Below are 23,682 nucleotides of genomic sequence, written 5' to 3'. Positions count from 1 at the left end.
GCGCTGTTTTTATGAAGGGTATTACGGATGAAATTATTAGTGCCTAAACAATTTGGCAAGCTAGGTAGGCGCCTTTATATGGCGTTTACTTTTAGTTTTTTACTCACCTTACTGATTGGGGTGATTATCTTTTTTATGTGGGGAAAACTGGCGACACAAATTAATGCGTCAGTGGGAGAATCTCTACCCATGTTAACCATCAGCTATAACATGGAGCGTTATAGCACCAATTTACAAATGTTATTAAAAGAGCGTGAACAAACACAACGAAAATCGATTTCAGAGCAACAACAACAGGAAATTCATCAGTTATTAGACAATTTGCGCGAATTCCCTATTGAGCAAAAGCCTCAACGTGATTTTTATACTCAACTTGTTGATGAATTATCATCGTTAATTTATCAACAGGATGTATTACTAGATAAACGACGTGAATTAGAAAATCGTCTTGCACAATTATTAGGGCAACTAGCGTGGATGCATGATGCTGTCGGCGAAGATATTAAGCCACTACTTAATGAAATCGAGTGGCATGTCAGCCAAATGATCAATGAGAAAAATGTACAGGAAAATAGTTTACAACTGTTATTAGAATCAACGTTATTACAAGAGTTATTTACCACGGAAAATGAGTTAATTAGCTTAGTTGAGGAAATTGCTCATCAACGTTATAGCCGTGATATTGATGTCGCCTTTCACTATATTAGTGTCAAAATCGATGAAATTATTTCGTTAAATCAGAAGTTAAAAAGCTATCCGTCGACGATTGCTCATCGTCAGGTATTACAAGAGATCATCGCTATTACTCGTTATGACGGCGATATCTATAACACATTGATTGATGATGTCGAAAATGAGAAAAAACTCAAAGCATTAGCACCTGAATTAAATGAAAAATTATCACAATTTGATAATGCGGTAAGTGGTAATGTTTTTGCGACCAGTGAAGTGTTAAATGAGCTCAATGGTAATACGCGTAAACTGATGGCGACGGGAAAAATCGTTATTGTGGTGATTATTGTCGTCTCTTTATTACTCAGTATTATTGTGATGAAAATCTTGATTGATAGACGATTAATTGCGAGGTTGAATAAACTCAGTGATGACCTAGCGCATGTGGCTAAAGGCAATTTAACAGAACCAATGCTCATTGAGGGGCAAGATGAAATTGGTTTATTAAGCCGGCGACTTCGTCGTTTTTGGCGTCAAATGAAAGAAGTTGAAGCGACTAATGCGTTAAATCTTATCAATAACACCGATGCGAGTTTAATTACCTGTCACCACGATGGCAGAATGGAAACCGTTAATCCGAGTGCTGCAACGTTATTAGGTACAGGTAAAGAGCAAAGTAATAAACCACTTTGGTTATTATTTAATGGTGAAGCCAGTACTATGTTGAAAGCGCAATTTAGTTCAACAAGTCCGCTTTATCGTTTAGGACAAAGTGAATGCATCATTCGAATGGTAAAAGCGAGTGAGCCTCATTTCTTACAATTTAATATTCGTGAATACCCTCATAAAGACGAACATAAATATATTGTGACTATCACCGATATTACGCGCCAAGAGTTAAGTCGATTAGAGCTTCAACGGCTGGTGGCCCTAAAAACACAAGATTTGCAGGATAAAAACCAGCAATTAAATGAAGAGATTGTGCGTCGTGAGCAAGCACAAAAACATTTAATTCAGACCCAAGAAGAGTTGGTTCAAGCTGCCAAAATGGCGGTTGTTGGGCAAGCGATGACAAGCCTTGCTCATGAGCTTAATCAGCCCCTTTCAGCAATCAATACCTATCTGTACAGTGCAAAACTCACCATACAGATGGAAAAATATGATCAATTGCCTGATTCTATAGAGCGTATCGAGAAGCTTTGTGCACGAATGAATCGAATTATCACTGCATTACGTAATTTTTCACGTAAATCGTCATCTGAAATTAGCTTTGTTTCAGCACCATTAAAAGAGCTTGTGGACAGCGCCATGGTGCTGGTTGAGTCTCGTTCTAAACGAGAGCAGTGTATCATTACGAATAATATCCCTAATGAATTAACTATTTGTGCCGATCCGACGCAAATAGAGCAAGTCTTGGTTAATTTGTTTGTTAATGCAATGGATGCAATTGCCGGTGTTGGTGAAAGTCAGATCACCATTGACCTTTTATCTGTTGATCCTAAAAGAAAATTAGTGGGGATCTCTGACAGTGGAGAAGGGTTCAATTCCGCTGTTTTACCAAAATTATTTACCCCGTTTACCACAACAAAAGATGTGGGGTTAGGGTTAGGGTTATCCATTTGTCGTTCTATTATGCAACGGTTTGGTTATGAAATTTACTTGGCCTCAGCGTTAAACGGTGGCGCTATGGTCGTTTTGGAGTTTACTGATGACACAATCACTCATGCCTGATATTGATGTTTTATTAATTGATGACGATGAAGATATTCTTGAATCTTATCGTCATTTACTTAACCTTGCAGGTATGGTTGCCAGAGTGACTAATTCGCCTGAAAAAGCATTAAGCCTTTTAACACCAGAGTGGCAAGGGGCTGTTGTGCTCGATATTTATATGCCCGCAATGAATGGTATGGAGGTACTTGAGCGCATTAAGCAAATCGATTCTCGTATTCCCGTCATCATGATCACCGGACATGGCGATATACCATTGGCTGTGGAAGCGGTAAAAAAAGGGGCTTATGATTTTATTGAAAAACCCATTAATCCCCCTGTTTTTTTAGAATTAGTCGCAAAAGCACATAAAGAGCGTCAATCTATTCTCGCCCTTAGAAACGCCGTAATAAGCACCACACAAGAGCGCTTAGTGGGAGACAGTGCGCAAATTACGGCGATTCGAGAACAAGTACAACAAATTGCGGATATTGATAAAGATTTAATGATAGAAGGTGCGATGGGAACAGGGCGTCACCTTCTTGCTCAATTGCTACATGAGTTAAGTCCACATAGTGATAAAGCTATCCAAACGGTAGACTGTCAAAATTTATCCGATATCAAACAGGTTATTGTTCAAATTGAAACTGATGGAGTGGGTACGTTAATTTTACGTTCTCCATATGATTTATCATCAGAAGCACAGCGTTGGTTAAGTTCTTATCTGCTGGATATGGAACGTCAAGGAAAGCGTCACTTTAGAACCATTGCGATTTTAGAAAATAATACACAACAACTGGTGACGGAAGGGCGATTAATACCTGAATTCTATTACTATTTTTCACAAATTACCTTTTCATTGCCTCCCTTAAGCGCAAGACGTCCTGATATTATTCCATTATTTAGAGCCTTCTTACGACAAAGTGCACAGCGACTCGGTATTGCCATCCCAAAAATTGATCGTAACTATCTTGATATTTTAAAACGTTATGATTGGCCAGGTAACATTCGCGAATTACGAAATGTCGCTGAGCTTTATGCGGTAGGTATTGTGAAAATGGTAGATAGTGAACAACACCGAGCGATTATTCCACCTGAAGGCCCTTTAGATAATCTTGTAGATGAATATGAGCGTCGATTAATTGAAGATGCGTTATATTTATTTGCGGGTCGCGTCAGTGATGTTGCTGATTATTTAGGTATTCCACGTAAAAAATTGTATTTACGGATGAAAAAGCACGACCTTGATAAGGATAGCTATAAACCAAAGGTTTAATTTACGTTTTATTGCATAACAAAGAGGCGCCATACTGGCGCTCTTTCACATTTTTTTAAGATACATTACTTGAATTATCTTGTCGCTAGTGTCACAAAATCGCCTGCCCACTTGCTGGTAAATTCAATGCGCAAAGCGCCTTCCCATAAACCTTCAGGTAATGATGCTACAGATTGAGAACCATTGATGACATTAAATAAAAAAGCACTTTGAAGACTTTTTAGCTCACTTTTCTCTGACGCTTTATTTGCTGGCATCAGCCCATGATGAATACCTTTTTGGTTATCAAGAATAACGGTTTCTTGATTATTTGATAATGTTTTACCGTTCCAGTCTGTTTTTACTATTAATACTGAATTATCTGTCGCATTTTTAAGTTCATTACTAATAATTTTCGATGTTAATTTAAAATCTGTTGCCCCTTCAGCATCTTTAACGGTGATATCAAAAGCGCCATCTTGTGCATTAAAACGGTTATTTTCTGTGACTTCAAAATGCAGGGCATTTAAAGGGGTTACACCTAATTCACTCTGGGGTTTCTTTATTGCTGTGGCATGCCAATTTGCAATTGTCTGTACTGATGAAGTATTGGCAAAGGTTGTTGTTGTCGTGAAAGCCGTCAGTAATAAGCTAAGTAATACGTGGTATTTTTTCATGGTTTATTCCTACAGAGTAAATCGACGTTAATAGCAATATCGGCTAAAAAGTCTTTTTCATGAGTTTATACATAAAATTTAGATTATCTAAAAAAGATGATTCATTAGATAAATTATAGAATGAATTGAAAAAATAGTTTATTTAAAACATCATAAAAAAATAGGAATAAAATGTAATAAAAATAGCTTTATCGTTAATAATGTAAAGTTATTTATTATCATGTGGTTATGTTTGTATTGCTGTCTTTTTGTGATAATTAATTGAAAATTAAAAATGACAAATATGACAGAATATAAAATAATTTAATTAATTATGTATTTATAAAAATTATATATTTAACCAAGTTACATTTTCTTTCAAATGGGAGAATAGGCTGAATAGGGTAGAGAAGATTATTGAATGGGTAAAAATACTTACATTAATCGTAAAAAGGTAGCCTGATAGGCTACCTTGAGTTTTGCCATTATAGTTTTGTTAGTTTGAAGCACAGTTATTTTCTAATCCAATATAACGGTCAAAAGCAATAATAAACTGCTTATGCTCTTTCTTTAACCAAGGGTGTTGGTAACTTTCGCCGGGTAATAGCTGTAATATCTTGGCATTTTCTTCATCAGAATCGCACTTATCATTTAACAGTAAGCGAAAATAAGTATTGCCTGTGTTTTTGATAGTGCCAGCAACATTATTATGATCATAAGTGAATTTCATTTCACGAGGACGAATAACCATCACGGTATTTAACCCAACAGTAGGAACGACTAAAGGCTGCTTACTGTTTTCCTGATAAGGTACTAAGTTAACCGGTGTTTCTTCAATAATAATACGGTAATAACGCTCTTTATCATCTTTAGCACCTTTATAAAATAATTTAAAAAACTCATGTTCATTAGGTAATAATACTTTTTGCAGAGGAGTGTAAAGTATTTCACCATCTTCTATAGGAAGTTGTTTTTCATCTTTTTCTTTACCTCCCGGCTTTTCTATTTTATAGACATGAATTTTATAAAGGTTTGTTCTATCAGTATTATTAAGATAAGTACGAGAGAAAAAAGATTTATCAGATTCAAGAGTAAAAACTTCAGAGCCAACATAAAGCGCATGGGCTGAAAATACCAGTGTTGAGAGTGTTAATGTGCTAATAAATGTTAATATTTTTTTCATTCTATCTCTTTAATTCGTTGTTTTTAATAATCAGTAATAAACAACACTATAATACCGTTAATCTCGATTACATAATGTAGGATTAAATGCAAAACGGGTATAAACACTCAATTTATCTCCGCGAGTAGTACGGTATTTATTGTACTTCCCCGGCACTGGGTAAGGAAACAGTGATCGGCATTAACGAAAGCTGTGTATTACTGACTTTGGATGAGGAATTATTATCATAGGGGATCCCGTAAACTTTACTGCTATTGAGTGCAGACATGGTTGCCCATACGCCGTTGCACTCAGGTTTAAGTGGTTTTCTGCAAAACTCCAAATGCTATCAACAGAAAAATAACTGTTAGTGTTATCTTTTTGCTGTTTCATCTTATTGTTATAGCCCCCTAAATTATAGGTTGTGACAGAGGAAATATTATTGACCGTTGATTTTCCTAATATCTATGAGCGTGCTTTAATTTGTGTGGCCAGACCCGCTTCATTGACATTTAACGACATAATAAAAGTACTTAAATCAAAATTAATCTTGGCATCAGGAGAGAGAATGATGGTGTTTTTTATCTACAGCAGAGGCGTATTTTTTATTAAATAAAGTTAATTACAATCTAATTATGGCTTGTATTGTATGAAGCATGGAAAGTCATTATTTAACATTGTTTTTTGATTATCAAAAATACACATTCTTTTAAGGATGAGTCTTTTTTGAGTATGAAAATAATTTAATTATATATTTTATAAATGGATTTTTATGGCTCTTTTAATAAATTAATCAAGTGTTATTATTTTATTAAATATTAAAATTCATTTTCTTTTAAATATTTAATCAATATATTTTCTTTATTTTATTAATAGTCATCGTGTATTTTGTTGACTTGCCCGCACATGATTGTGCGGGTTTTTGTATGCGGTTAATTTAAAAAGAGATTTATAACGACGTTATAGGTTCAATAACTAATTCACCCTTATTGATATCGAATTTTAACTTTTGTGATTCAGTGATTTTTAATAGAGAAGGCCCTAAATTGACTAACATTGGTAAGTGCATTTCAGCTGCAATAATAGCACTGTGAGAGAGAGCATCACCTTTCGCTAAAGCAATACCGACTAATTGACTATCAATTAATTGAATTAAAGTAGAAGGAAAAAGCTCTTTTGCTACTAAAATAGCGGGTTGTGAAGGGGTAAAGCTTGGGCGAGTTTTATCCTGTAACTGATAAAGTACTTGATTACGTAGATCACGAAGATCGAGTTCACGTGCTCGTAAATAAGGATCTGTGAGTGCGCAATACAACTGTATCCTTTCTTGTATTTCATCAGACCAACTTTGCTGAGCGCTGATCTTCTCTTCTCTAATGCGATCAATCACACTCGCGATTAACTCATCATCATCTAGCATCATGATATGGCCATTAAAAATAGCCCCTATATGCTCACCTAAAATTTGGTTCGCTTTATTAGCATGTTGCTTTAGATCGTTTAACGTGTTTTTAATGGCATGATTAAATTTTATGATTTGATCGTCAATATCAATTGGTTCAGATAGATTTTCTACGGGTGACAATTCAGTTTCATGCCAAATAAAAGCAGGGGCTTTAATTTGGGCGATAGGGGCTAAAATACCTTTTAGTGTCGTGGTATCAGGATCAGAAGAAAACGCTTCACCGAAGCCATTTTGAGCGAGTTCAAGAAAGGCGGTGATTGCTTCATCTTCTTGCTCACCCGAGGCAATTAAAGTGATTTCATCGCCTTGGCGAATTTGTATTAATGAAAGCTGATTTAAACTGAGAGGATTAATACGTCTATTCCCTTTAACTAATTGATAATCAGCTTGAAAGGTAGAAAGGATTTCCACTAAGGTGGCCGCTGGTCTTACATGTAAACCATGAGGATTACGTACTACCCAACTTGCCTCTTTACCCTGAAGTTTGACAGGCGCATTAATGTCATTTTTAGGCTGAACAAAGTTTTCACCAAGCTGAATTTTTTTGGGGTATAACGAGTTTGTGGCCTCTTCAATGACTTTTTCTAAAGATGCGCCAGAAGAGGCGGCAACGACGGCAGCAAGAGTGCCTTCAACTAATGGTGCAGAGCAGAGCGTGACTTTTTCAGCGAGTTCTGGTTCAAGTAGTTCAATTGCGGTTTCTGCACTCAATATGGCACTGCCTAAATCCATCATCACAACAATAGACTGTGCCTGCGAAAGAGATTCAATCGCCGTCATAATTTTAACGGCATCCGTACCAATCGCATGTTCTTCATCATTAATACCGGCGGCAACAGCAAGTTGACAGTGAGTAGGATTAATCATCTGACTGGCAAGTTCTGCCACACCATCAGCGAGATGTTTACTATGAGAAACAATAACAATATTTATCATGGTAGACCTTTTATTTATTTGTCAGCTATGCATTAATGCTATTAGCAAGCGCTTTTATCATTAGTACCACTGAAGCACTGCCAGGATCTTTATGTCCGATGCTACGTTCGCCTAAGTAGCTTGCTCGTCCTTTTCTGGCTTGCATAGGAATGGTATTGTCAGCGGCTTTTTCGGCCACAATTTGTGCTTGGGCGAGGGCTTCTTCGATAGAAAGATTTTGTGTATTAGATTGTTTTAATGACTCAACCACAGGCCACCAAACATCACACATGGTTTTGTCATTGGGCTCTGCTTTTCCTCGACTCACAATACCTTCTACACCTTCAGTTACCATTTCAACAAGTTGATTGAGTTCTAAGTTTTGTAATGAAGCCGTCGGTTTTGCTGCGCGAATAAAGAAAGTGCCAAATAGAGGACCACTTGCGCCACCAATGTTAGAAAGCAATATCATGCCTGTGGTTTTAAGAATAGAGCTAATATCTTGGCTTTCAAATTCAGGTAGTTTTTCCAGCACTTTTCTAAAGCCACGGTTCATATTTAAACCGTGGTCGGCATCACCTATTTCGCGATCTAAGTCTGTCAGATAATCACTATTTTGTTCAAAAAGTGATGCACATTGTTCTAGCCAAAGAATAATTTGAGCATGAGTTAAAGCCATTTCGAGTTCCTTTTTCTTAAAATTAAAAACTTATTTCACCATCGCCGGTGTGTTAACAGGCGCATCCCATAAGGTAAGTAATTCGTTATCGGCTTTTAATAACGTAATTGAGACGCCTGACATATCGAGTGAAGTGCAATAAGAACCAATTAAAGAACGCTCGATGGTTAAGCCAAAATTTTCACAGCATTGGGTCAAATGGTGATAAACACCATACAATTCAGATAGTGGTGTTGCACCAAGGTTATTAACTAAAGCAATAACGTGATCACCGGATTTTAACGGCTGCTTTTCTTGATTTTCATCTAACCAAGTGCCATTTTCACGATCCCAATTGCGGATCACGCGTTGATAGTGACCATTTTCAATTAAGGTGTTAAACATGGCATCAACGGTATCATTGAGGGAAGTAAATTTACGGCGATCAATACCCGGTTCACCGTGAATACCGACACCAAACTCCATTTCATTTTCAGGCAAAGTAAAAGACGGTTTTCCTGCGGCTGGCACAGTACAGGCGCCTAAGGCAATACCAATAGAAAAACCATTGTTGTTAATGTGGTGACCTAATTTAACCAGTTCATCAAGAGAGTCACCTCTTTCAGCAGCTGCACCCAACAATTTTTCCATTAAAACAGTATTGGCAACACCACGGCGTCCTGCGGTATATAAACTGTCTTTAACTGCTACATCATCATCCACTAATACGGTTGCGATTTTTACACCATCGTCATGAAGTAATTCTGTTGCTGTTTCAAAGTTCAGCACATCACCCGTGTAGTTTTTTACGATCATTAAAACACCTTCACCGCTATCAATGGCTTTGGCGCAGTCATACATTTTATCAGGTGTGGGTGATGTAAATATTTCACCGGGGCATGCACCATCAAGCATCCCTTTACCTACAAAACCTGCATGCATGGGTTCATGCCCGCTTCCACCGCCAGATAACAGAGCAACTTTACCTTTTATTGGAGCATCTTTTCTTGTGACATAAAAAGAAGAGGGATGAAGTTTGATTTCAGGATGGGCTTTTGCGAAACCTTGTAATTGTTCAGATAACACATCATCAACTCGATTAATCAGCTTTTTCATCTAAAATGCTCCATTTTGAAATTTGTGTTTAGTCTTCAAATCAGAAATGAGGTTTCTGTTTTTGGGGCTGACAAATTATTTATTAAAGGATTGGCAAACACAGTATAAATAGGCGGTGTTTGTTTTATTTAAACATAAGAATTATTTTTATTTAGCTCAAAAATGAATCTACATCATTTATCTTTCTATAAAAATAGGTGCGTCAAATAACCTGTCAGAATGGGAGCAAGATCATAAAAATAGATGAAAAAGAAAGTATCTGATCGTGATGGCTACATGCCTTGCAAAAGAGTGAGTGCTTTCTCTCTCTGTTCTGGAGAGAGGTTTTTGATAACATCGAATAACAACGTATCTTTGTTTTTTGCACTTGGCATCAATGTATGACTAAAGGTTAAGTTTAAAACAAAGGTATGCCCACACTCAGGATCACGGCAGGCACAATAGAGATCGGATAACTCTTTGTGTTTGCGATTACTTTTCTTTATAAGCGCTTTTTCACCACATTCAGGACAAAAAATAGTTAAGACACGCATATCATTTTCTCTTTGCTATAGACTATCTGATGCCTTCTATATTAGCTGAAATTTGTATTATAACCAGCCTATTTATTGTTTTTTATATAAATCTTTGTTTAAACGTGATTAAAAGAGCTGTTAAACAACTTTTCTTGTTTTTCTGGGTGTGTAAAGTTCGGTTATCATCGGTTATTAAGGTTTAACCGATGATAACCGAACAAACTTACTAGCCTAAAATACAAACTTTATAGATAATAGCTTCACATTAAATCATATGGAGATAATCAACTTATTGAATTTATTTTTTATTGTTTGTTGATTTTAATGTAAGTAGAAAACAATAGACAAGGATGTCTATTACAAATTAACAAGGAAGTTAGCAGTAATATAACCGAATCGCTTATTGTTTATCGCAAATGGGTATTGCATATATACCAAATAAAAGAAATTCAGGTTATCTCAATTTTGTCTCGAATGACGAAGGAGTTAAGTTATGTCCAACACTCTAGCGGTATATGCATGGATTGCACTAATGGCGTTTAGTTTGGGTTGGATTGCTCAAGGATGGCATCGAGATAATATAACGTTAGAACAACGGATGTTAATAACGGAAATCGAAGATCAAGCAAGCATGGATGCTTGTCTTGATCTTCAACTTTTTTCTTATGTATTAGAGGAAACATCTTTCTAATATAAAAGAGGAAATTTTTATTTCATTTAGTGAATATCCGTTCCTGACCATTCGGCAAAGACATTAACATAACCACGGGCTTCTACTACTCCAAGCCAGTCTTCACCTTCCATTGAAAAAAGAGAGGTACTTTCATTCATTGGGAAGGTAAGTTGTAAATCAGTACGATAGAAATTACCTTCTAACTGATAAGGGTAAGGCCATGTCGTCTCTGTCCATAAGGCTTCTTTAATGGAGATAGGCACATTATCACAAGCCGCTCGATTTTTGACCTTTTTGCCACTGGCATCAGTATAAGTTAAGTAAGCTGAAAAGGGCACATTCATTTTTTTATCTTTAGAGCTAAATAAACAATAAGATTGGCCTCGGATTGTGGTTCTAGGTCCTTCAACCGCTGCGGTAATTCTATCAGCTTGGCGAAATGCACTGGTGGTAACGATATAGTCAAAAGTTAATGGTGGCTCTTTATCACCGACTTTTCCCTCTCTATGGGGATTATTGACTAATTCTTTAGAAATAATACTAATTCCATAATCACGAGGCTTGATAATTATTGTGTTAGAAGGGGTAAATTCATAAAACCCCGATTGAGGCACTGCCGTATTGGTAAAACTAAAGGTAAATAAATCTTGGCTCTTAGAAAGATCTACGTTGTTTTTAATTAATTTTTTGAAAAAACTTTTTGTGAAATGGACATAAACGCCCCCATTACCAGGGGTGATTAAATAAGAGGCAATTGTTGGTGAAGAGTAATAAAAGGTTCTTGATGTCGGTGTGGCTGAAAGAAGAATATCACTCGCTGTTGGTGTAAATGATAATGTCGCTGTATCTACTTTCATCGCTAGTCTCATGACATTTAAGCTTTCGCCATTTAGCTCATAATCAACCATCTTACAGACAACATTATTGCCTACAATTTCACAAAATTTAGAGCCTAAGCCTAATACGGCATTACCTTCACTATCGACAAAAATCTCTTGTAACGCATTGGTTGATTTCAGTTTTACATGTCCATTTTTGGTGATCGCAAAACTTTGTTCAGTCACTCTGCCGTTTACAGAGCGACATGTTTGGCCTAATGCAGGGTTGTAATCATTCTTGGTATAGCAGAAAAAATAACTAAAATTTTCTGTACTGCCAATAGGTAAGTGTTGCATATATTGATAAAAAGAATCAGAAAATATAGCTCTAGGAATACCTGCTTCACCACCATGCGTGTTCATATATGCACGATACATCCCATCGCTTAAGACTTGTTCAGGTCTTTGTATTCCATCGGATGGGCAATCTCTATATGTTCGCCAGCAACGGTTACCAATAAATGGCATTTTTATAGGTGAGTTTTCTAGCCAAATATCAAAATAATTGTAGAGAGGAACAGCACCTGTATACCCCATGTAGCCTAAGCTAAGTTGATTATTACTGTATTTAGTAAAAACGTTAGCACCACTAAAGCGAGGATCGGTTTTTTGTGGTGTAATAAAATATTCGTTATCAATATTATTTTCAATAAAAACAATATTATTGGTATAGGTTGCTGCATTACAAATGAATGTAGCAAAAAGGGTGAGTATTAATAATAGATAATGTTTAAACATTATATGCTTTCCTTTAATTCCGATTTACCAACGTCGTTTGCGGATCACAAATCACATCACCCACCCATAACACACCTCGTGCAGATGAAAGATCTAATTCAGCCTCACAAATCTGTTTATCATCTTGTTGTAACGAAATGACGGGATAGCGTTTATCAACATCCATTGCAAATTGGCCTTGGTGATCGGTTTGCGTGCGACCGATATGGTTACGTACTTGCGCACTGGCTAACAGTGTGCCATCAGGCGATTTCATTCGACCAAATACAGTGACCATCTGTTTTAACTCAGGTTGATGTACGGCAACGTTACCTGGATAAAGCACCACATTTTTCACACGACCCGAGGCGATATCAAAGCTATCTTCACTGTTTTTATCGTTCAGTAATTCGACTTTATATTCCGCATAAGGTGAAAGTGGAATAAAGTTATTGCTACCCGATAAGACAAAACGTTGACCATTGACGTTAGCCGCTATTTGACCTTCACCATCGATTCCAGTTTTGACAATCACCCCCGAGGTTTCTTGTTTACCACTGGCAGAGAAGTTCATATCACTATAAGCAAAGGAGCCTCGAGCGGTTAACGTAGTATTTAATCGGTCATCGTTAGGACGATTCATGGTTAATGTCCCCGTACTGTATTTCGTGTCGAACATACTGTAACCACTCACAGAGAAATCACTGTCAGTTCCGTCTTTATCATGAAGAAGGGTCGAAACGGATAACCCAGCACTGGTAATTGGGGCATTTTCAAAGTTTTTCGAGGCTGACAGCTCACCACGTAAGTTCCCGTTACTGGAAGACATCCCAGCACTGAGCCAGGTTGCCAGTGGTAATGAGAAGTCTAAGGTAATGTATTTTTCATTTGTGCTGTCTTGATTGTCGTAATGATAACGTTGAATACCCGTACGTAAACTCATACTGCCATAGCGACCCGTGTAGAGAGTTGTCGCGTATTCAAAGTTATTGGCGTTATTTTTATCGCGTAAATCTTTGGTGTAGGAATAGGTAAATGATCCCGCATATTCCCAAAATTGGGTAAAATTGAGTGTGGTGCCAAACGAGTAGTTATCAGAGTCATACATCGGGAAATCGTCTTTGATGTTGCCTTTTTCACGATTGACCCATAGTGATCCAAGGCCTTTAGGCAACGCGTAATTAGCGGTGAAAATATTACGGTTGCTACCCTCTTTAGCAATTAATGCTTGCCAACTGGTGGAGAGTGTGTCGGTTAATTGCAAATGGCTGTTGGTTTCTAAGACGGCAACGTTATCAAAAATATACGCAGAGCCTTGTAGGTTAAGACCTGAAAAAACACCTAAGGTAATGGCGCCCGCGCCTCCGACTAAGACCGTATTATCTCCGCGAGTAGTGCGGTATTCATTGTTGTTGTTTTTAATGCGTTTTTTGTAATCCACATAACCCGAATACAATTCCCAGCGCAGTTGGTTTAAGGTTGCCCCTTTCATATTGAAAGATTTATTGACGGTTTGACGTTGTTTAGAGCGAACTTTACCATCAATGACCACTTCGACATCCACTTCATAAATACCAAAAGGAAGTGGTGCCGTATCAACTTCAAAACTTCCCATTGGGAAATTTTGAATACTTAATAATTTACCGTCACGATACAGACGGACTTCCCCTGCACTGGGTAAGAAAACAGTGATTGGTGTTAATGAAAGCTGTGTATTACTGACTTTGGATGAGGAGTTATTGCCATAGGTGATACCGTAAACTTTACTGCTATTGAGTGCCGACATGGTTGCAATAGATTGTAAATTCCAGGTATTTAATAGACCAAAAGCAAACCGGCGCCCATTAAAATCCCGTTCAAACATGGCGCGATAGAAATCAAACGATTGCTCGGCGGTACCTAATCCATACGCCGTTGCACTCAGGTTTAAGTGGTTTTCTGCAAAACTCCAAATGCTATCAACAGAAAAATAACTGTTAGTGTTATCTTTCTGCTGTTTCACCTTATTGTTATAGACCCCTAAATTATAGGTTGTGACAGAGGAAATATTATTGACCGTTGATTTACCTAACATCTCTGAGCGTGCTTTGATTTGTGTGGCCAGACCCGCTTCATTGACATCTAACGACATAATAAAAGTGCTTAAATCAAAATTAAGCTTGGCATCAGGAGAGAGAATGATGGTGTTATTTTGATCAAAAGGTCTATCTTTCAGATCATTTAATGACTGAACAAGCTGTTCATTGATGGATGCTGTTTGTGTTTCACTTTCATCCAATGTAGGCGTAACGGAGTTAATGGTAATTTTATTGTCTTTTAACACCACCAGCGCATCCGCAATTTTATTACGACTTTGCTCTTCTAAAACCGATTGTTCAGATAGATCGTAACGTAAATAGACAGGGATCGTCATGCCTTCTTCTAATGCGGTAGCGAAGACACTAGGAATAATATAGTTACCTATCTTTAAATTGGCGGGTTGACTAAATGCACTTTCAGATAAAAGGCATAAGGCAATACCCAGAGCGACCCCTGATTTACGCACAATAGATCCTTATGAAATTAAAAATTAATTTACAATAATAAAATCATCGTTATGCCAAATGCCGACGGTAGCTTTTTTACTTTGAACATCGACTTGTTTTAGCTTGACACCAAGACCTGGCATAACGTAGTAGCGTTCACTACAGCGGTTATTTTCGTTTTTTGTGACGGCATCAGGCATACAATCGCCAGTGGCGACAGTGCGAAAGGATGTATTTCCCGTGTTAAACACCACACGCGCTTCTTTATCAAATTGGTAATCGAATCTTTCTTGACGAGGTGCAACTACTAAAATAGTGCTTATCATGGCAGAAGTGGTTGCCGTGGCGGCTTTTGCACTCTGGGTTGATCCTGTTTCTGTCACAGGATCGTCACGCCAGACTAAGCGGTAGTAACGTTCTTGATTATCACTAGGGCCTTTATAGAAAATTTTGAAACTTTCTTTGGTTTTGCCGGGTAAAATTAAGTTTGCAGGTGAAATCAAAATCTCGTTATTGACTAAAGGGAGCACTTTTCCATCATCCAATGGGGATGAAATGCGCTCAATAGATAATCCGACTAAACGAGCCTGATCGACATTATTTTCAATTTCTTTGGCAAGAATAGTTTGGTCGGATAGCAGGGTTTCGGTAATGGCACCGACATGAATGGCTGCTGCGAATTGGCTATAAAAAATCAAAGGACTCAAACAGGCTAATATTATTTTTTTCATCATGGATCCTTGAGGGATGAGCGAGAATTCGCTCGTCCCTTATTATTAAAAGACTATTTTATGGATCACAGCTTATGGTGTTGCAGTGAAGTCGCCTTCCCAAGTTGCAGTGAACTGGACTTTAACGTCGCCATCCCAGTAACCATCTGCTAAATCAGAGAATTTAGCATCAGCACCCGCAAGTTTTCCAGAAGCGATATTGAATGCGAATTGACCTTGACCGCTGACACGATCTTTACCGTTGAAAGCACCCTCTTGAGCTAAGAAATCAAGACCTGCTGTTGTGCCTGTAGCAACGTCAACCATAGGGGTTTCAGTAGTATCAGTTAATGCAGTACCATTCCATTTAACACCTACAGTCAATTCACTATCGTCAGCTGCACGAGTTAATTTGTCAGAGATGATTTTAGACGTCAGTTTAAAGTCAGTTGCCCCTTGTTGACCTTGGATAGTGATATCGAAAGCGCCATCTTGAGTATTAAAGGCTTTAACACCTTCAGCGTAGTTGAAGGTTAATGATTTTAATGGTGTAACTACTAACATACTTTTAGTGTCTTTGTATGCTTTAGCATCCCATGAAGCAACAGCTTGTGCTTTACGAGTATCAGCTTGAGCAAGAGTAGTTGCACCCATAATAGCTACAGCAAGAACTGCCAATGTCAGTTTTTTCATATTGAAATATCCTTTGTTGATTATTTTTCACAGCATAGTGTTTTTAAATAACAGTGCGTTTTTCAACTATATTCAGTTATTTATTTGTTAGTAAAATATTTATTTAAAATAAATTTTAAATATACTCATTTTAAATTAAATATATTTTCCTAATGGGAGGTGTTATTTAATTTTTTAAATTTCTATTTTCTTTGCGTCTTTTAATTAATATGCAAAAAAAACTATAAATCTAAAATCAGAATATTTATTCCTTTTTTGATTAATTGTTTTATTTGCAAAATTGATTTGAGGTCAATTTTACTAATAAAAATATTAATGAGGATAGGATTAATCTCATAGGGTTTTATGCTTAAAAAACAACTCATAAGAGTTTTTTAACTAAATCTGTGTATTTTTACTCTGAATGCGAGTTATTATTGAGTTATTAAATAAAAAGCTTTATGTGTTGATAACTAATTAACATTATAAGAAAAAATGTTTTTATCTTTTTTTTATTTTTTTATTCCGAGAAATTTCAATTTAAAAATATAATTCAATAAAATGGGTCTTTTTGTGATTTGTTTTGGTAGTTTGTATGAGGTATTGCATGATGGAAATAGAAAAATTAAATTTATTCCTGTTAAGTATCTAAAAAAGACTAGCCAATATTGATCTAGAATAATATATATAATAACGCCTATGAATAATTCCTATTTTAATAAAACTAGATTTAATGAAAATACTATTTTTTATCAAATGTCACAATCAAATAATGTAAAATAAAAGTTAAATAATGATTAATAATTTGTGTTTTTATTTAAGTGAGTATGAGTGTAAAGAAGGATTATAAAATAACTATCTAATCAAAGTGACCTATTATAAACGCTCTACACATGAGAGTGTTTATAATTAAGATAGAGCTCTTACTAAGAAAAGCGCGTATTTTTAGAATACAACTTTTTTAGTTATTTCTGATTTTTGGTGAAAATAAGCAGTAATAAGCAGGATGGCATAAAATGTTGCGCCTATCATCCATAGCAAGCCATCCCAATAAACGATGCTGTAATGATAAATAAAGGCAAAGCAGAGTGGGCCAATAATTCCGGAGATGTTGGTTAAGCTTACCAATGTACCTTGTAATTTCCCTTGCGCATTGCCATCAATAGATTTTGATAAATAACCTTGTAAAGCAGGTTGTCCCATACCGCCAGCTGCCAAGCAGATTAATGCAGGTAATATCACCCAAACTTGACTTACCCACGCTAATAATAAACAGCCCATCATATCAATAGATATGCTGAGTATAATGGTGGTTTTTTCGCCCCATTTTTGGGCTAATGTTCCAGCAACAACCGCTTGAAAGAAAATATGTAATACACCCAGGGCTGCCAAAGACATACCGACCGATGTCGTATTCCAATCAAAACGGTATTGTGTAAATAACACCCAAATTGTGGCAGGAATTTGACCGATTAATTGAATGATAAAATAGGCTATCAGCCAAAAATAGAGGCTTTTCTTAATACAGCCTGCGGTTGAATTTGATGCTATTTGAGTGCATGTATTTGTAACGCGTGTTTCTCTTTTTTGTGTTTCATAAAAAAATAGCAATGAGAGGAGCAATAATACCGAGTGTAAAATGGCGACGCATATAAATGGAGTGTGGGCACTTATTTCACCTAATAACCCTCCGAGTATTGGACCAATAATAAGACCAACACCAAAAGCACCACCTAAAAAGCCAAAATAGCGAGTTCGATTTTTAGCAGGAGTAATATCACTCATGGCTGATGCACATACAGCACCTGTTGCACCTGTGATGCCTGCAATAATACGCCCAATGTAGAGCATCCAAAGAGTGGTTGAGAATGCCATTAAAAGGTAATCGAGGGCTGCACCTAAAAGAGAAAACAGCAAAATAGGTTTTCTGCCATATTTGTCAGACAGTCTGCCTAAAATAGGTGCAAAAATAACCTGCATAGTAGCATAGAGCGCTAATAGCACACCGTAATGAGTTGCAAGTGAATTCTCACTGATAAATTCATTTAATAGCGTAGGGAGTACTGGCATGATAAGCCCAATGCCAATGGCATCTAATACGGTGATCAGCAGTATAATAATAATTGATTTATTCATCTAGATCCTAAAAATCTATCGGTGATAGAGTGGGCGTAAAATATCTCTATCAGTGATAGATTGTCAAGGATGTTTTATTTTGAGGTAGATAATGGCAAAGTTAGATAAAGAACAAGTGATTGATAATGCGTTAGTTTTACTTCATGAAGTGGGGATTGAAGGCCTAACGACGCGCAAATTAGCGCAAAAAATAGGGGTAGAGCAACCCACCTTGTATTGGCATGTGAAGAATAAACGTGCGTTGTTAGATGCATTAGCAGAAACGATTTTGCAAAAACATCATCATCATGTTTTGCCATTGCCTAATGAAACATGGCAGGATTTTTTGAGAAATAACGCGAAAAGCTTTCGCCAAGCATTATTAATGTATCGTGATGGTGGCAAAATTCATGCAGGAACTCGCCCGTCTGAAAGCCAATTTGAGACATCAGAACAGCAACTACAATTTTTATGTGATGCCGGATTTAGTTTGTCTCAAGCCGTATATGCGTTGAGTGCTATTGCGCATTTTACATTAGGATCAGTTCTTGAAACTCAAGAGCATCAAGAAAGCCAAAAAGAGCGTGAGAAAACAGAGCCCAATATTGTTCACTATCCGCCATTATTAACTCAAGCCGTTGCCATTATGGATAGTGATAATGGTGATGCTGCATTTTTGTTTGTCCTTGATGTAATGATTTCAGGACTTGAAACGGTGTTACGTAACACTCAATAAATCTAAATCCGCTGACGTCCTTTTTGGCTAATTAATTGCCCTTGTATATCAGCGATACCAATATGCGCTATACAGCCTGCATTAAACGGTAAATAGTCATCTTCGATGCCATCCGAAAAAATAACTCCATTTTCTGGCATCAAAGACTCTAATTGTAACGGTGAGTCAGGCTCAATAGTGCCAAAAGTCAGTGTGACACCTGTTGTTCTGCTAGGAAATGGCTCTCTGACACTAAATTGTAGCTTTCGATCACCCCAGTTAAACCCTTGTAACAGAGGGTGCGAAGCTTTTCCTGTTATTGCCATTGCGCCCGCAAGAATAGATTGAAACCACCCAGTTGATCCTAATCCCGTTGACACAATGATGCCTGATGAGGATTGTGCTTCTTGAGCACCATCCCATTGTAAAATATACTGCGCGGAAGTGTGACTTTTAGGGCCAATAAATAGGTCATTAACTGCTAATAATGATTGACCATCATTGGTTGTCGCTTGCGCGAAAGTGACCGTTTTAAATGGCATTTTTTGATTAATGGTATTAATCACCGTCTCTTTTAATTGCCCTATTTCAAAGGGTAATAATTTACCATCCCATCTTGATGGATCAGGGTTTATTGCAATGATAGGCTGCCCATTGAGATATTTCAGTGTATTAGCTACAAGCCCATCTTGACCAATCACCACCACAATATCGTGGGGTGAAAATTGATAGCTAGGTAATAAATTTCGTTCTAATAGCTGAAAGCGTCCTAGGGATTTTAAAATCAACTCGGCTTCTGTTAATTGTTTTTGATATAGATTGTGTTCGTTGAGGTAATCCTTTACCTCAACATTGTTGTGTTCTAAATAAAACTTGGCTTGTGACCAGGTATTAAAGCGCTCGATTAATTCTTGTAAACGGCTTTTTCTCATCACTAACACAAAGCGAAAATCGTTGTTACGTTGCATTATTTACCGCCTTTTTTCATAAATTGGCTAAATAAATCAGGGGTAATATTCAGTTCGCCGATTTTCCCTGAATTAAGCGCTAAGGTTTCAAATGCCATTGCCATTAATTGTTGTGAGTCCATTTTTGCTAGCGCCATGGCTTTTAAGTTTTCAACGGGCAATTCACGGTAAGCTCGCATGGTCGCTTCAATGGCGTAGGCATCAGCTTCTGATTGTGTTCGCTGATTTTCGGCACTTAATGCGACAAGTTCTTTGCGTTTTGCTTCAGCATTCACTTTGGCTTCAAGGCGTTCTTTTTCAATTTCTGCTTGTTCTCGTAATAATGTACGTTCATTTTCTAAACGTGCTTCTTCAATTTCTTGTCGTTTGCGTTGAACGGATAAGTCAGTTTCTAATTCTGCTTCTTTAATGGTGCGCTCTTGTTCAACTGAGAATTTACGACGCGCATAAATTGCATCATCGGCTTCTTTCAGTAAGGATTCTCTTGCCTCGGCTTCTAGCGCTTTTAAGGTTTCTGGTGATGGGGTAATTGCTGCAATAGAAACATCTAAAATTGCAATGCCTAATGCTTCTAATGATGAGTGTTCAATTAATTGTTCCATCACCAAAGTCACTAATGATTGGCTGAGTAATAATGCTTCTCTGAGGGGAGTACTTTGGATCTTTGCTTGAATTAAGGTTTGTGCAATACGCACAACACGATCACTGAGTTTGAGTGGATCTTCAGAGGCATATGACTTACCGTTTTTACTTAAGTTAAAGTTGAGCACTTCTGCCGCTTTTTCAGGGGTTTTGACCTGAAATGAAATTTGTCCTTGGATGCGTAAACTCTGAAAGTCTGCGGTTTGGAAGTTAAAAATAAATGGCGCTTCTTGTGCGTTTAAAGGTAATGCCGCAATGGAGGTTGTGGCTGAGTTATACCAAAAACTTAAGCCTTTACCTTGTTGGCGGATTTTACCATTAACGGATTTAATGATGAATGTTGATGAGTCAGCTTTAAAATAATTTAAGTTAAACATAGTATTTCCTTTTTTAAGTGTCCTTATGACAATAAGTGCATTGTGTCTTATAGACACTATTCTTGTCAACTGATTTAGTGTCTTTATGACAAAATTTGATTTTTTGCTGTTTAACCTTAAAATAGCCTTATCGTTTTCTAATTAAGCTTCCGCCATGAATGAACAAGATTTTTTAGCCAGTTATAATCGTCGTGATTTCCTATCCCCACTCATCACCGTTGATGCCGTGCTGTTTACTTATCATGAAGAGCAGTTAAAAGTGTTGTTAGTGAAAAGAGGGGAGCATCCTGAAAAAGGAAAATGGGGTTTACCCGGTGGATTTGTCGATGAAGTGCAAGATAAATGTCTTGAAGATACGGTGCTAAGAAAATTAAAAGAGAAAACGGGGGTCATCCCTCCTTATATTGAGCAACTCTGTTCAGTGGGGAACGATCAGCGTGATGCAAGAGGCTGGTCGGTAACAGTCTGTTATACCGCGTTAATGGCACATCAAGCGTGCGAAGCTCATATTGATACTGTGGATTCGGTAATGTGGTGCCCTATTGATGAGGTTACACAACAAAGCTTAGCGTTTGATCATCGAGAGTTAATTACACAAGCGAGAGAGCGTTTAAAGCAAAAATCACTCTATTCAATTGTTCCCGGATTTGCATTACCCGAAGTGTTTACCTTGCCTGAGTTACAGCATGTTCATGAAATTCTGATTGGGAAAGAAATCCAGAAAAAATCCTTTAGACGACGCATCGAACAAGCAGATTTATTGATTGATACAGGAGAAAAACGGGCAGAAAGAGGACGCCCTGCAAGTCTGTATCGACTTAAAGAGGCGTCCGCGGATTATCGGTTTATTCGAAATCTTGAGTTCTAGAAAAGCCAATTGTTTTACAAAGCCAGTTGTTTTACAAAATAGTGAGCGCCATCTCGAATGGCGTCATCTGCCACTTTCATCATACGTGAATAGTGTAAAAAAGCATGTAATGTGCCGGAATACATTTTATATTCACAAGGTAATTGATGCGCTTCTAAGGTTTTAAATAGCGTCACACTATCATCAATAAGTGGGTCGTATTGTGCGCTAGCGATAAAGCAAGGTGGAATATCTTGCGTTAAATCGTTATTAAATAAGCAATAATAAGGTGCGTCACGACTGCCAAGTGCGGTTAAATACGCATTGTCATACTCTTCTAAATCTTGTTGGCGCAACCCATCCCATTCACCACCATAAAGTCGACGGCTGGTAGAATCGCGTAAGCCATATAATCCATACCAAAGCAAAGTGGCACTCACTTTACCGCAGTTAATGTGTTTGTCACGTAACCATAATACTGTGGCAAGCGATAACATCGCACCTGCGGAGTCACCCGCAAAACCAATCTGTTGTGTATTAATATCGTAGTGTTTTGCATGTTGATGATAATACTGACAAACCTGTGCAGATTCATCAATGGCTTGAGGATAATGCGCTTCTGGTGACAGTGAATAGTCAATACCAATAACAGTACAACCAGTATAACTGGCAAGCAGTCGCATAATGCGATCGTGAGTATCTAAATTCCCTAAAATAAAACCGCCACCATGAAGATAATAAAGTGTTGCAGGTGTTTTTTCTTTGGGTTGATAAAGACGTGTTAATACATTCCCATAAGAAGTACTCACCGAAATATCTTGTATGTTAAACATCTCTGGTGCATCAGCATTCCAATAACGCCTATCTTGATTATAAGCAAGACGCATCGATGGATAGCCATCATTTTCTGGCGCAGGTTGCGGATTATCTGCATAAAATTGCATAACTTGTTTCATCTCTGGCGAAATAAGCTCTAGCACATTGATTTTATTTTTAGTTTTCATTCATGCCTCCAATTATCACTGTGGGGTATTGTAAATAATGAGGCTTAATAAACTGAGATCTTGATATCCAATATTGAATGTTAGCGCTGAATGGAAAGGGTGAGATGTGAAACTGTGATCTGACTTGGATTTAAATAAAATGACTAAAATAGGATTAATTGCACAGTTTTTCTTAACTAAATAACTAAATTGAGAATAAAAATAATTATGAGATGTGTTATTTTATTTTTATATTTAATCTTATTTTAGAAAAGAAAAATGAAAATAAAATTAGCTATTTTAAGTTTACTTTGTAGCACTATTTTACTAAATGGATGTGCGACTCAATCAATACAGCCGGATGCTCAATCTAATTTGTTATTGAAACCAAAATTAGCCGATGAACCAGAGAAAATGACTCAAAGTGAAATAAAAGAGTCAAATCTTACGGTTAAAAATTACCCTAAGAATTTATTACGTCCATTACCTAGTTATCCTGTAAAAGCTTGTTCTCAAGGCATTGAAGGTGAATTAAAGGCGAAATTTGATGTTGATGAAAATGGGCATGTACAAAATATTAGGATTTTAGACTCACCTTTAGTGGATGTTTTTGGTTTGTCACTTATTCACGCAATGGAACAATGGCGCTATGAAACAGGAAAACCAGCAAAAGATTTAAATTTGGTTATGGAATTTAAGCTTTGATCTCAATATTAAATTTAACATAATGAAAAAA

The 23,682-nt window shown here is 37.0% G+C and carries 21 protein-coding genes; 6 read left to right on the top strand and 15 right to left on the bottom strand.

Annotation, left to right across the window (positions count from 1 at the left end):
- Positions 1–27: 27 nt before the first annotated feature.
- Positions 28–2,403, top strand: a complete 2,376-nt coding sequence (locus GWI97_RS01135) for an ATP-binding protein (protein WP_036934258.1) — start codon at positions 28–30, stop codon at positions 2,401–2,403.
- Positions 2,381–3,658, top strand: a complete 1,278-nt coding sequence (locus GWI97_RS01130) for a sigma-54-dependent transcriptional regulator (RefSeq protein ID WP_123822390.1) — start codon at positions 2,381–2,383, stop codon at positions 3,656–3,658. Before GWI97_RS01135 ends, GWI97_RS01130 begins: the two co-directional genes overlap by 23 nt.
- A gap of 74 nt (positions 3,659–3,732) precedes the next feature.
- Here GWI97_RS01130 and GWI97_RS01125 read toward each other — a convergent pair whose 3' ends face one another.
- From GWI97_RS01125 to GWI97_RS01100, 7 genes are all read right to left on the bottom strand, one after another.
- Entirely contained in the window at positions 3,733–4,314 is a 582-nt protein-coding gene (locus GWI97_RS01125) for a common pilus major fimbrillin subunit EcpA (protein ID WP_036934253.1), read from the bottom strand.
- Between the two features lie 475 nt (positions 4,315–4,789).
- Positions 4,790–5,476 carry a hypothetical protein gene (locus GWI97_RS01120; protein ID WP_036934251.1) on the bottom strand — a complete coding sequence of 229 codons (687 nt, stop codon included), beginning with the start codon at positions 5,474–5,476 and terminating at the stop codon, positions 4,790–4,792.
- Between the two features lie 136 nt (positions 5,477–5,612).
- Positions 5,613–5,744, bottom strand: a complete 132-nt coding sequence (locus tag GWI97_RS18460; RefSeq protein WP_257474733.1) for a hypothetical protein — start codon at positions 5,742–5,744, stop codon at positions 5,613–5,615.
- Between the two features lie 660 nt (positions 5,745–6,404).
- Entirely contained in the window at positions 6,405–7,856 is a 1,452-nt protein-coding gene (gene dhaM / locus GWI97_RS01115; protein ID WP_115370680.1) for a dihydroxyacetone kinase phosphoryl donor subunit DhaM, read from the bottom strand.
- 25 nt (positions 7,857–7,881) lie between these two features.
- Positions 7,882–8,514, bottom strand: a complete 633-nt coding sequence (gene dhaL / locus GWI97_RS01110) for a dihydroxyacetone kinase subunit DhaL (RefSeq protein ID WP_161751806.1) — start codon at positions 8,512–8,514, stop codon at positions 7,882–7,884.
- A 30-nt stretch (positions 8,515–8,544) separates the two neighbouring features.
- Positions 8,545–9,609: a dihydroxyacetone kinase subunit DhaK gene (gene dhaK / locus GWI97_RS01105; protein WP_036934246.1), complete on the bottom strand. Its 1,065-nt coding sequence runs from the start codon at positions 9,607–9,609 to the stop codon at positions 8,545–8,547.
- A 272-nt stretch (positions 9,610–9,881) separates the two neighbouring features.
- Positions 9,882–10,142, bottom strand: a complete 261-nt coding sequence (locus tag GWI97_RS01100) for an ogr/Delta-like zinc finger family protein (protein ID WP_036934245.1) — start codon at positions 10,140–10,142, stop codon at positions 9,882–9,884.
- Positions 10,143–10,617: 475 nt separating this feature from the next.
- Between GWI97_RS01100 and GWI97_RS01095 the strand changes: the two genes are divergently transcribed.
- A complete protein-coding gene (locus tag GWI97_RS01095; RefSeq protein WP_036934244.1) occupies positions 10,618–10,815 on the top strand; it encodes a hypothetical protein in 198 nt (65 codons plus the stop codon).
- A gap of 26 nt (positions 10,816–10,841) precedes the next feature.
- Here the strand turns inward: GWI97_RS01095 and GWI97_RS01090 are convergent, their stop codons facing one another.
- The 5 genes from GWI97_RS01090 to tet(H-J) all read right to left on the bottom strand — a co-directional run bounded on the left by GWI97_RS01090 (position 10,842) and on the right by tet(H-J) (position 18,435).
- The gene (locus GWI97_RS01090) at positions 10,842–12,413 is read right to left on the bottom strand and encodes a hypothetical protein (RefSeq protein WP_036934243.1); all 1,572 of its coding nucleotides are present in this window, start codon (positions 12,411–12,413) and stop codon (positions 10,842–10,844) included.
- Positions 12,414–12,426: 13 nt separating this feature from the next.
- Positions 12,427–14,937, bottom strand: a complete 2,511-nt coding sequence (locus GWI97_RS01085; RefSeq protein WP_036934241.1) for a CS1-pili formation C-terminal domain-containing protein — start codon at positions 14,935–14,937, stop codon at positions 12,427–12,429.
- Between the two features lie 24 nt (positions 14,938–14,961).
- Positions 14,962–15,648 carry a hypothetical protein gene (locus tag GWI97_RS01080; RefSeq protein ID WP_036934238.1) on the bottom strand — a complete coding sequence of 229 codons (687 nt, stop codon included), beginning with the start codon at positions 15,646–15,648 and terminating at the stop codon, positions 14,962–14,964.
- A 72-nt stretch (positions 15,649–15,720) separates the two neighbouring features.
- Positions 15,721–16,320 (bottom strand): common pilus major fimbrillin subunit EcpA, encoded by a 600-nt coding sequence (gene ecpA, locus GWI97_RS01075; protein WP_161751805.1) that lies wholly within the window; start codon positions 16,318–16,320, stop codon positions 15,721–15,723.
- A gap of 924 nt (positions 16,321–17,244) precedes the next feature.
- A complete protein-coding gene (gene tet(H-J), locus GWI97_RS01070; protein WP_087803391.1) occupies positions 17,245–18,435 on the bottom strand; it encodes a Tet(H)/Tet(J) family tetracycline efflux MFS transporter in 1,191 nt (396 codons plus the stop codon).
- A 91-nt stretch (positions 18,436–18,526) separates the two neighbouring features.
- Here tet(H-J) and tetR(H) point away from each other — a divergent pair, with 91 nt between their 5' ends.
- A complete protein-coding gene (gene tetR(H) / locus GWI97_RS01065) occupies positions 18,527–19,150 on the top strand; it encodes a tetracycline resistance transcriptional repressor TetR(H) (RefSeq protein ID WP_087803393.1) in 624 nt (207 codons plus the stop codon).
- Positions 19,151–19,152: 2 nt separating this feature from the next.
- On the opposite strand, the gene GWI97_RS01060 is transcribed toward tetR(H), so the two are convergent.
- A complete protein-coding gene (locus GWI97_RS01060; protein ID WP_036934228.1) occupies positions 19,153–20,097 on the bottom strand; it encodes a sugar kinase in 945 nt (314 codons plus the stop codon).
- Entirely contained in the window at positions 20,097–21,116 is a 1,020-nt protein-coding gene (locus GWI97_RS01055; RefSeq protein WP_036934226.1) for an SPFH domain-containing protein, read from the bottom strand. Before GWI97_RS01055 ends, GWI97_RS01060 begins: the two co-directional genes overlap by 1 nt.
- A gap of 154 nt (positions 21,117–21,270) precedes the next feature.
- On the opposite strand from GWI97_RS01055, the gene GWI97_RS01050 reads away from it, so the two are divergent.
- Entirely contained in the window at positions 21,271–21,984 is a 714-nt protein-coding gene (locus GWI97_RS01050) for an NUDIX hydrolase (RefSeq protein ID WP_036934225.1), read from the top strand.
- Between the two features lie 14 nt (positions 21,985–21,998).
- Here the strand turns inward: GWI97_RS01050 and aes are convergent, their stop codons facing one another.
- A complete protein-coding gene (gene aes, locus GWI97_RS01045; protein ID WP_036934223.1) occupies positions 21,999–22,967 on the bottom strand; it encodes an acetyl esterase in 969 nt (322 codons plus the stop codon).
- 258 nt (positions 22,968–23,225) lie between these two features.
- On the opposite strand from aes, the gene GWI97_RS01040 reads away from it, so the two are divergent.
- Positions 23,226–23,651 (top strand): TonB family protein, encoded by a 426-nt coding sequence (locus GWI97_RS01040; protein WP_052038427.1) that lies wholly within the window; start codon positions 23,226–23,228, stop codon positions 23,649–23,651.
- Positions 23,652–23,682: the final 31 nt, after the last annotated feature.

Source organism: Proteus sp. G2300 (genome assembly GCF_009915965.1).
Classification (GTDB): Bacteria; Pseudomonadota; Gammaproteobacteria; order Enterobacterales; family Enterobacteriaceae; genus Proteus; species Proteus vulgaris.
Note: the sequence above shows the minus strand (reverse complement) of the source record. Positions and strands in the feature narration are given on the sequence as shown.

What these genes read in the sequence shown, in the direction of transcription:
- GWI97_RS01055 (WP_036934226.1), bottom strand. Translation starts at nt 21,116, where the DNA reads ATGTTTAACTTAAATTATTTTAAAGCTGACTCATCAACATTCATCATT.
- GWI97_RS01120 (WP_036934251.1), bottom strand. Translation starts at nt 5,476, where the DNA reads ATGAAAAAAATATTAACATTTATTAGCACATTAACACTCTCAACACTG.
- GWI97_RS01130 (WP_123822390.1), top strand. Translation starts at nt 2,381, where the DNA reads ATGACACAATCACTCATGCCTGATATTGATGTTTTATTAATTGATGAC.
- ecpA (WP_161751805.1), bottom strand. Translation starts at nt 16,320, where the DNA reads ATGAAAAAACTGACATTGGCAGTTCTTGCTGTAGCTATTATGGGTGCA.
- GWI97_RS01095 (WP_036934244.1), top strand. Translation starts at nt 10,618, where the DNA reads ATGTCCAACACTCTAGCGGTATATGCATGGATTGCACTAATGGCGTTT.
- GWI97_RS01080 (WP_036934238.1), bottom strand. Translation starts at nt 15,648, where the DNA reads ATGAAAAAAATAATATTAGCCTGTTTGAGTCCTTTGATTTTTTATAGC.
- GWI97_RS01100 (WP_036934245.1), bottom strand. Translation starts at nt 10,142, where the DNA reads ATGCGTGTCTTAACTATTTTTTGTCCTGAATGTGGTGAAAAAGCGCTT.
- GWI97_RS01090 (WP_036934243.1), bottom strand. Translation starts at nt 12,413, where the DNA reads ATGTTTAAACATTATCTATTATTAATACTCACCCTTTTTGCTACATTC.
- GWI97_RS01040 (WP_052038427.1), top strand. Translation starts at nt 23,226, where the DNA reads ATGAAAATAAAATTAGCTATTTTAAGTTTACTTTGTAGCACTATTTTA.
- aes (WP_036934223.1), bottom strand. Translation starts at nt 22,967, where the DNA reads ATGAAAACTAAAAATAAAATCAATGTGCTAGAGCTTATTTCGCCAGAG.
- GWI97_RS01135 (WP_036934258.1), top strand. Translation starts at nt 28, where the DNA reads ATGAAATTATTAGTGCCTAAACAATTTGGCAAGCTAGGTAGGCGCCTT.
- GWI97_RS18460 (WP_257474733.1), bottom strand. Translation starts at nt 5,744, where the DNA reads ATGTCTGCACTCAATAGCAGTAAAGTTTACGGGATCCCCTATGATAAT.
- GWI97_RS01060 (WP_036934228.1), bottom strand. Translation starts at nt 20,097, where the DNA reads ATGCAACGTAACAACGATTTTCGCTTTGTGTTAGTGATGAGAAAAAGC.
- dhaL (WP_161751806.1), bottom strand. Translation starts at nt 8,514, where the DNA reads ATGGCTTTAACTCATGCTCAAATTATTCTTTGGCTAGAACAATGTGCA.
- dhaM (WP_115370680.1), bottom strand. Translation starts at nt 7,856, where the DNA reads ATGATAAATATTGTTATTGTTTCTCATAGTAAACATCTCGCTGATGGT.
- dhaK (WP_036934246.1), bottom strand. Translation starts at nt 9,609, where the DNA reads ATGAAAAAGCTGATTAATCGAGTTGATGATGTGTTATCTGAACAATTA.
- GWI97_RS01050 (WP_036934225.1), top strand. Translation starts at nt 21,271, where the DNA reads ATGAATGAACAAGATTTTTTAGCCAGTTATAATCGTCGTGATTTCCTA.
- GWI97_RS01125 (WP_036934253.1), bottom strand. Translation starts at nt 4,314, where the DNA reads ATGAAAAAATACCACGTATTACTTAGCTTATTACTGACGGCTTTCACG.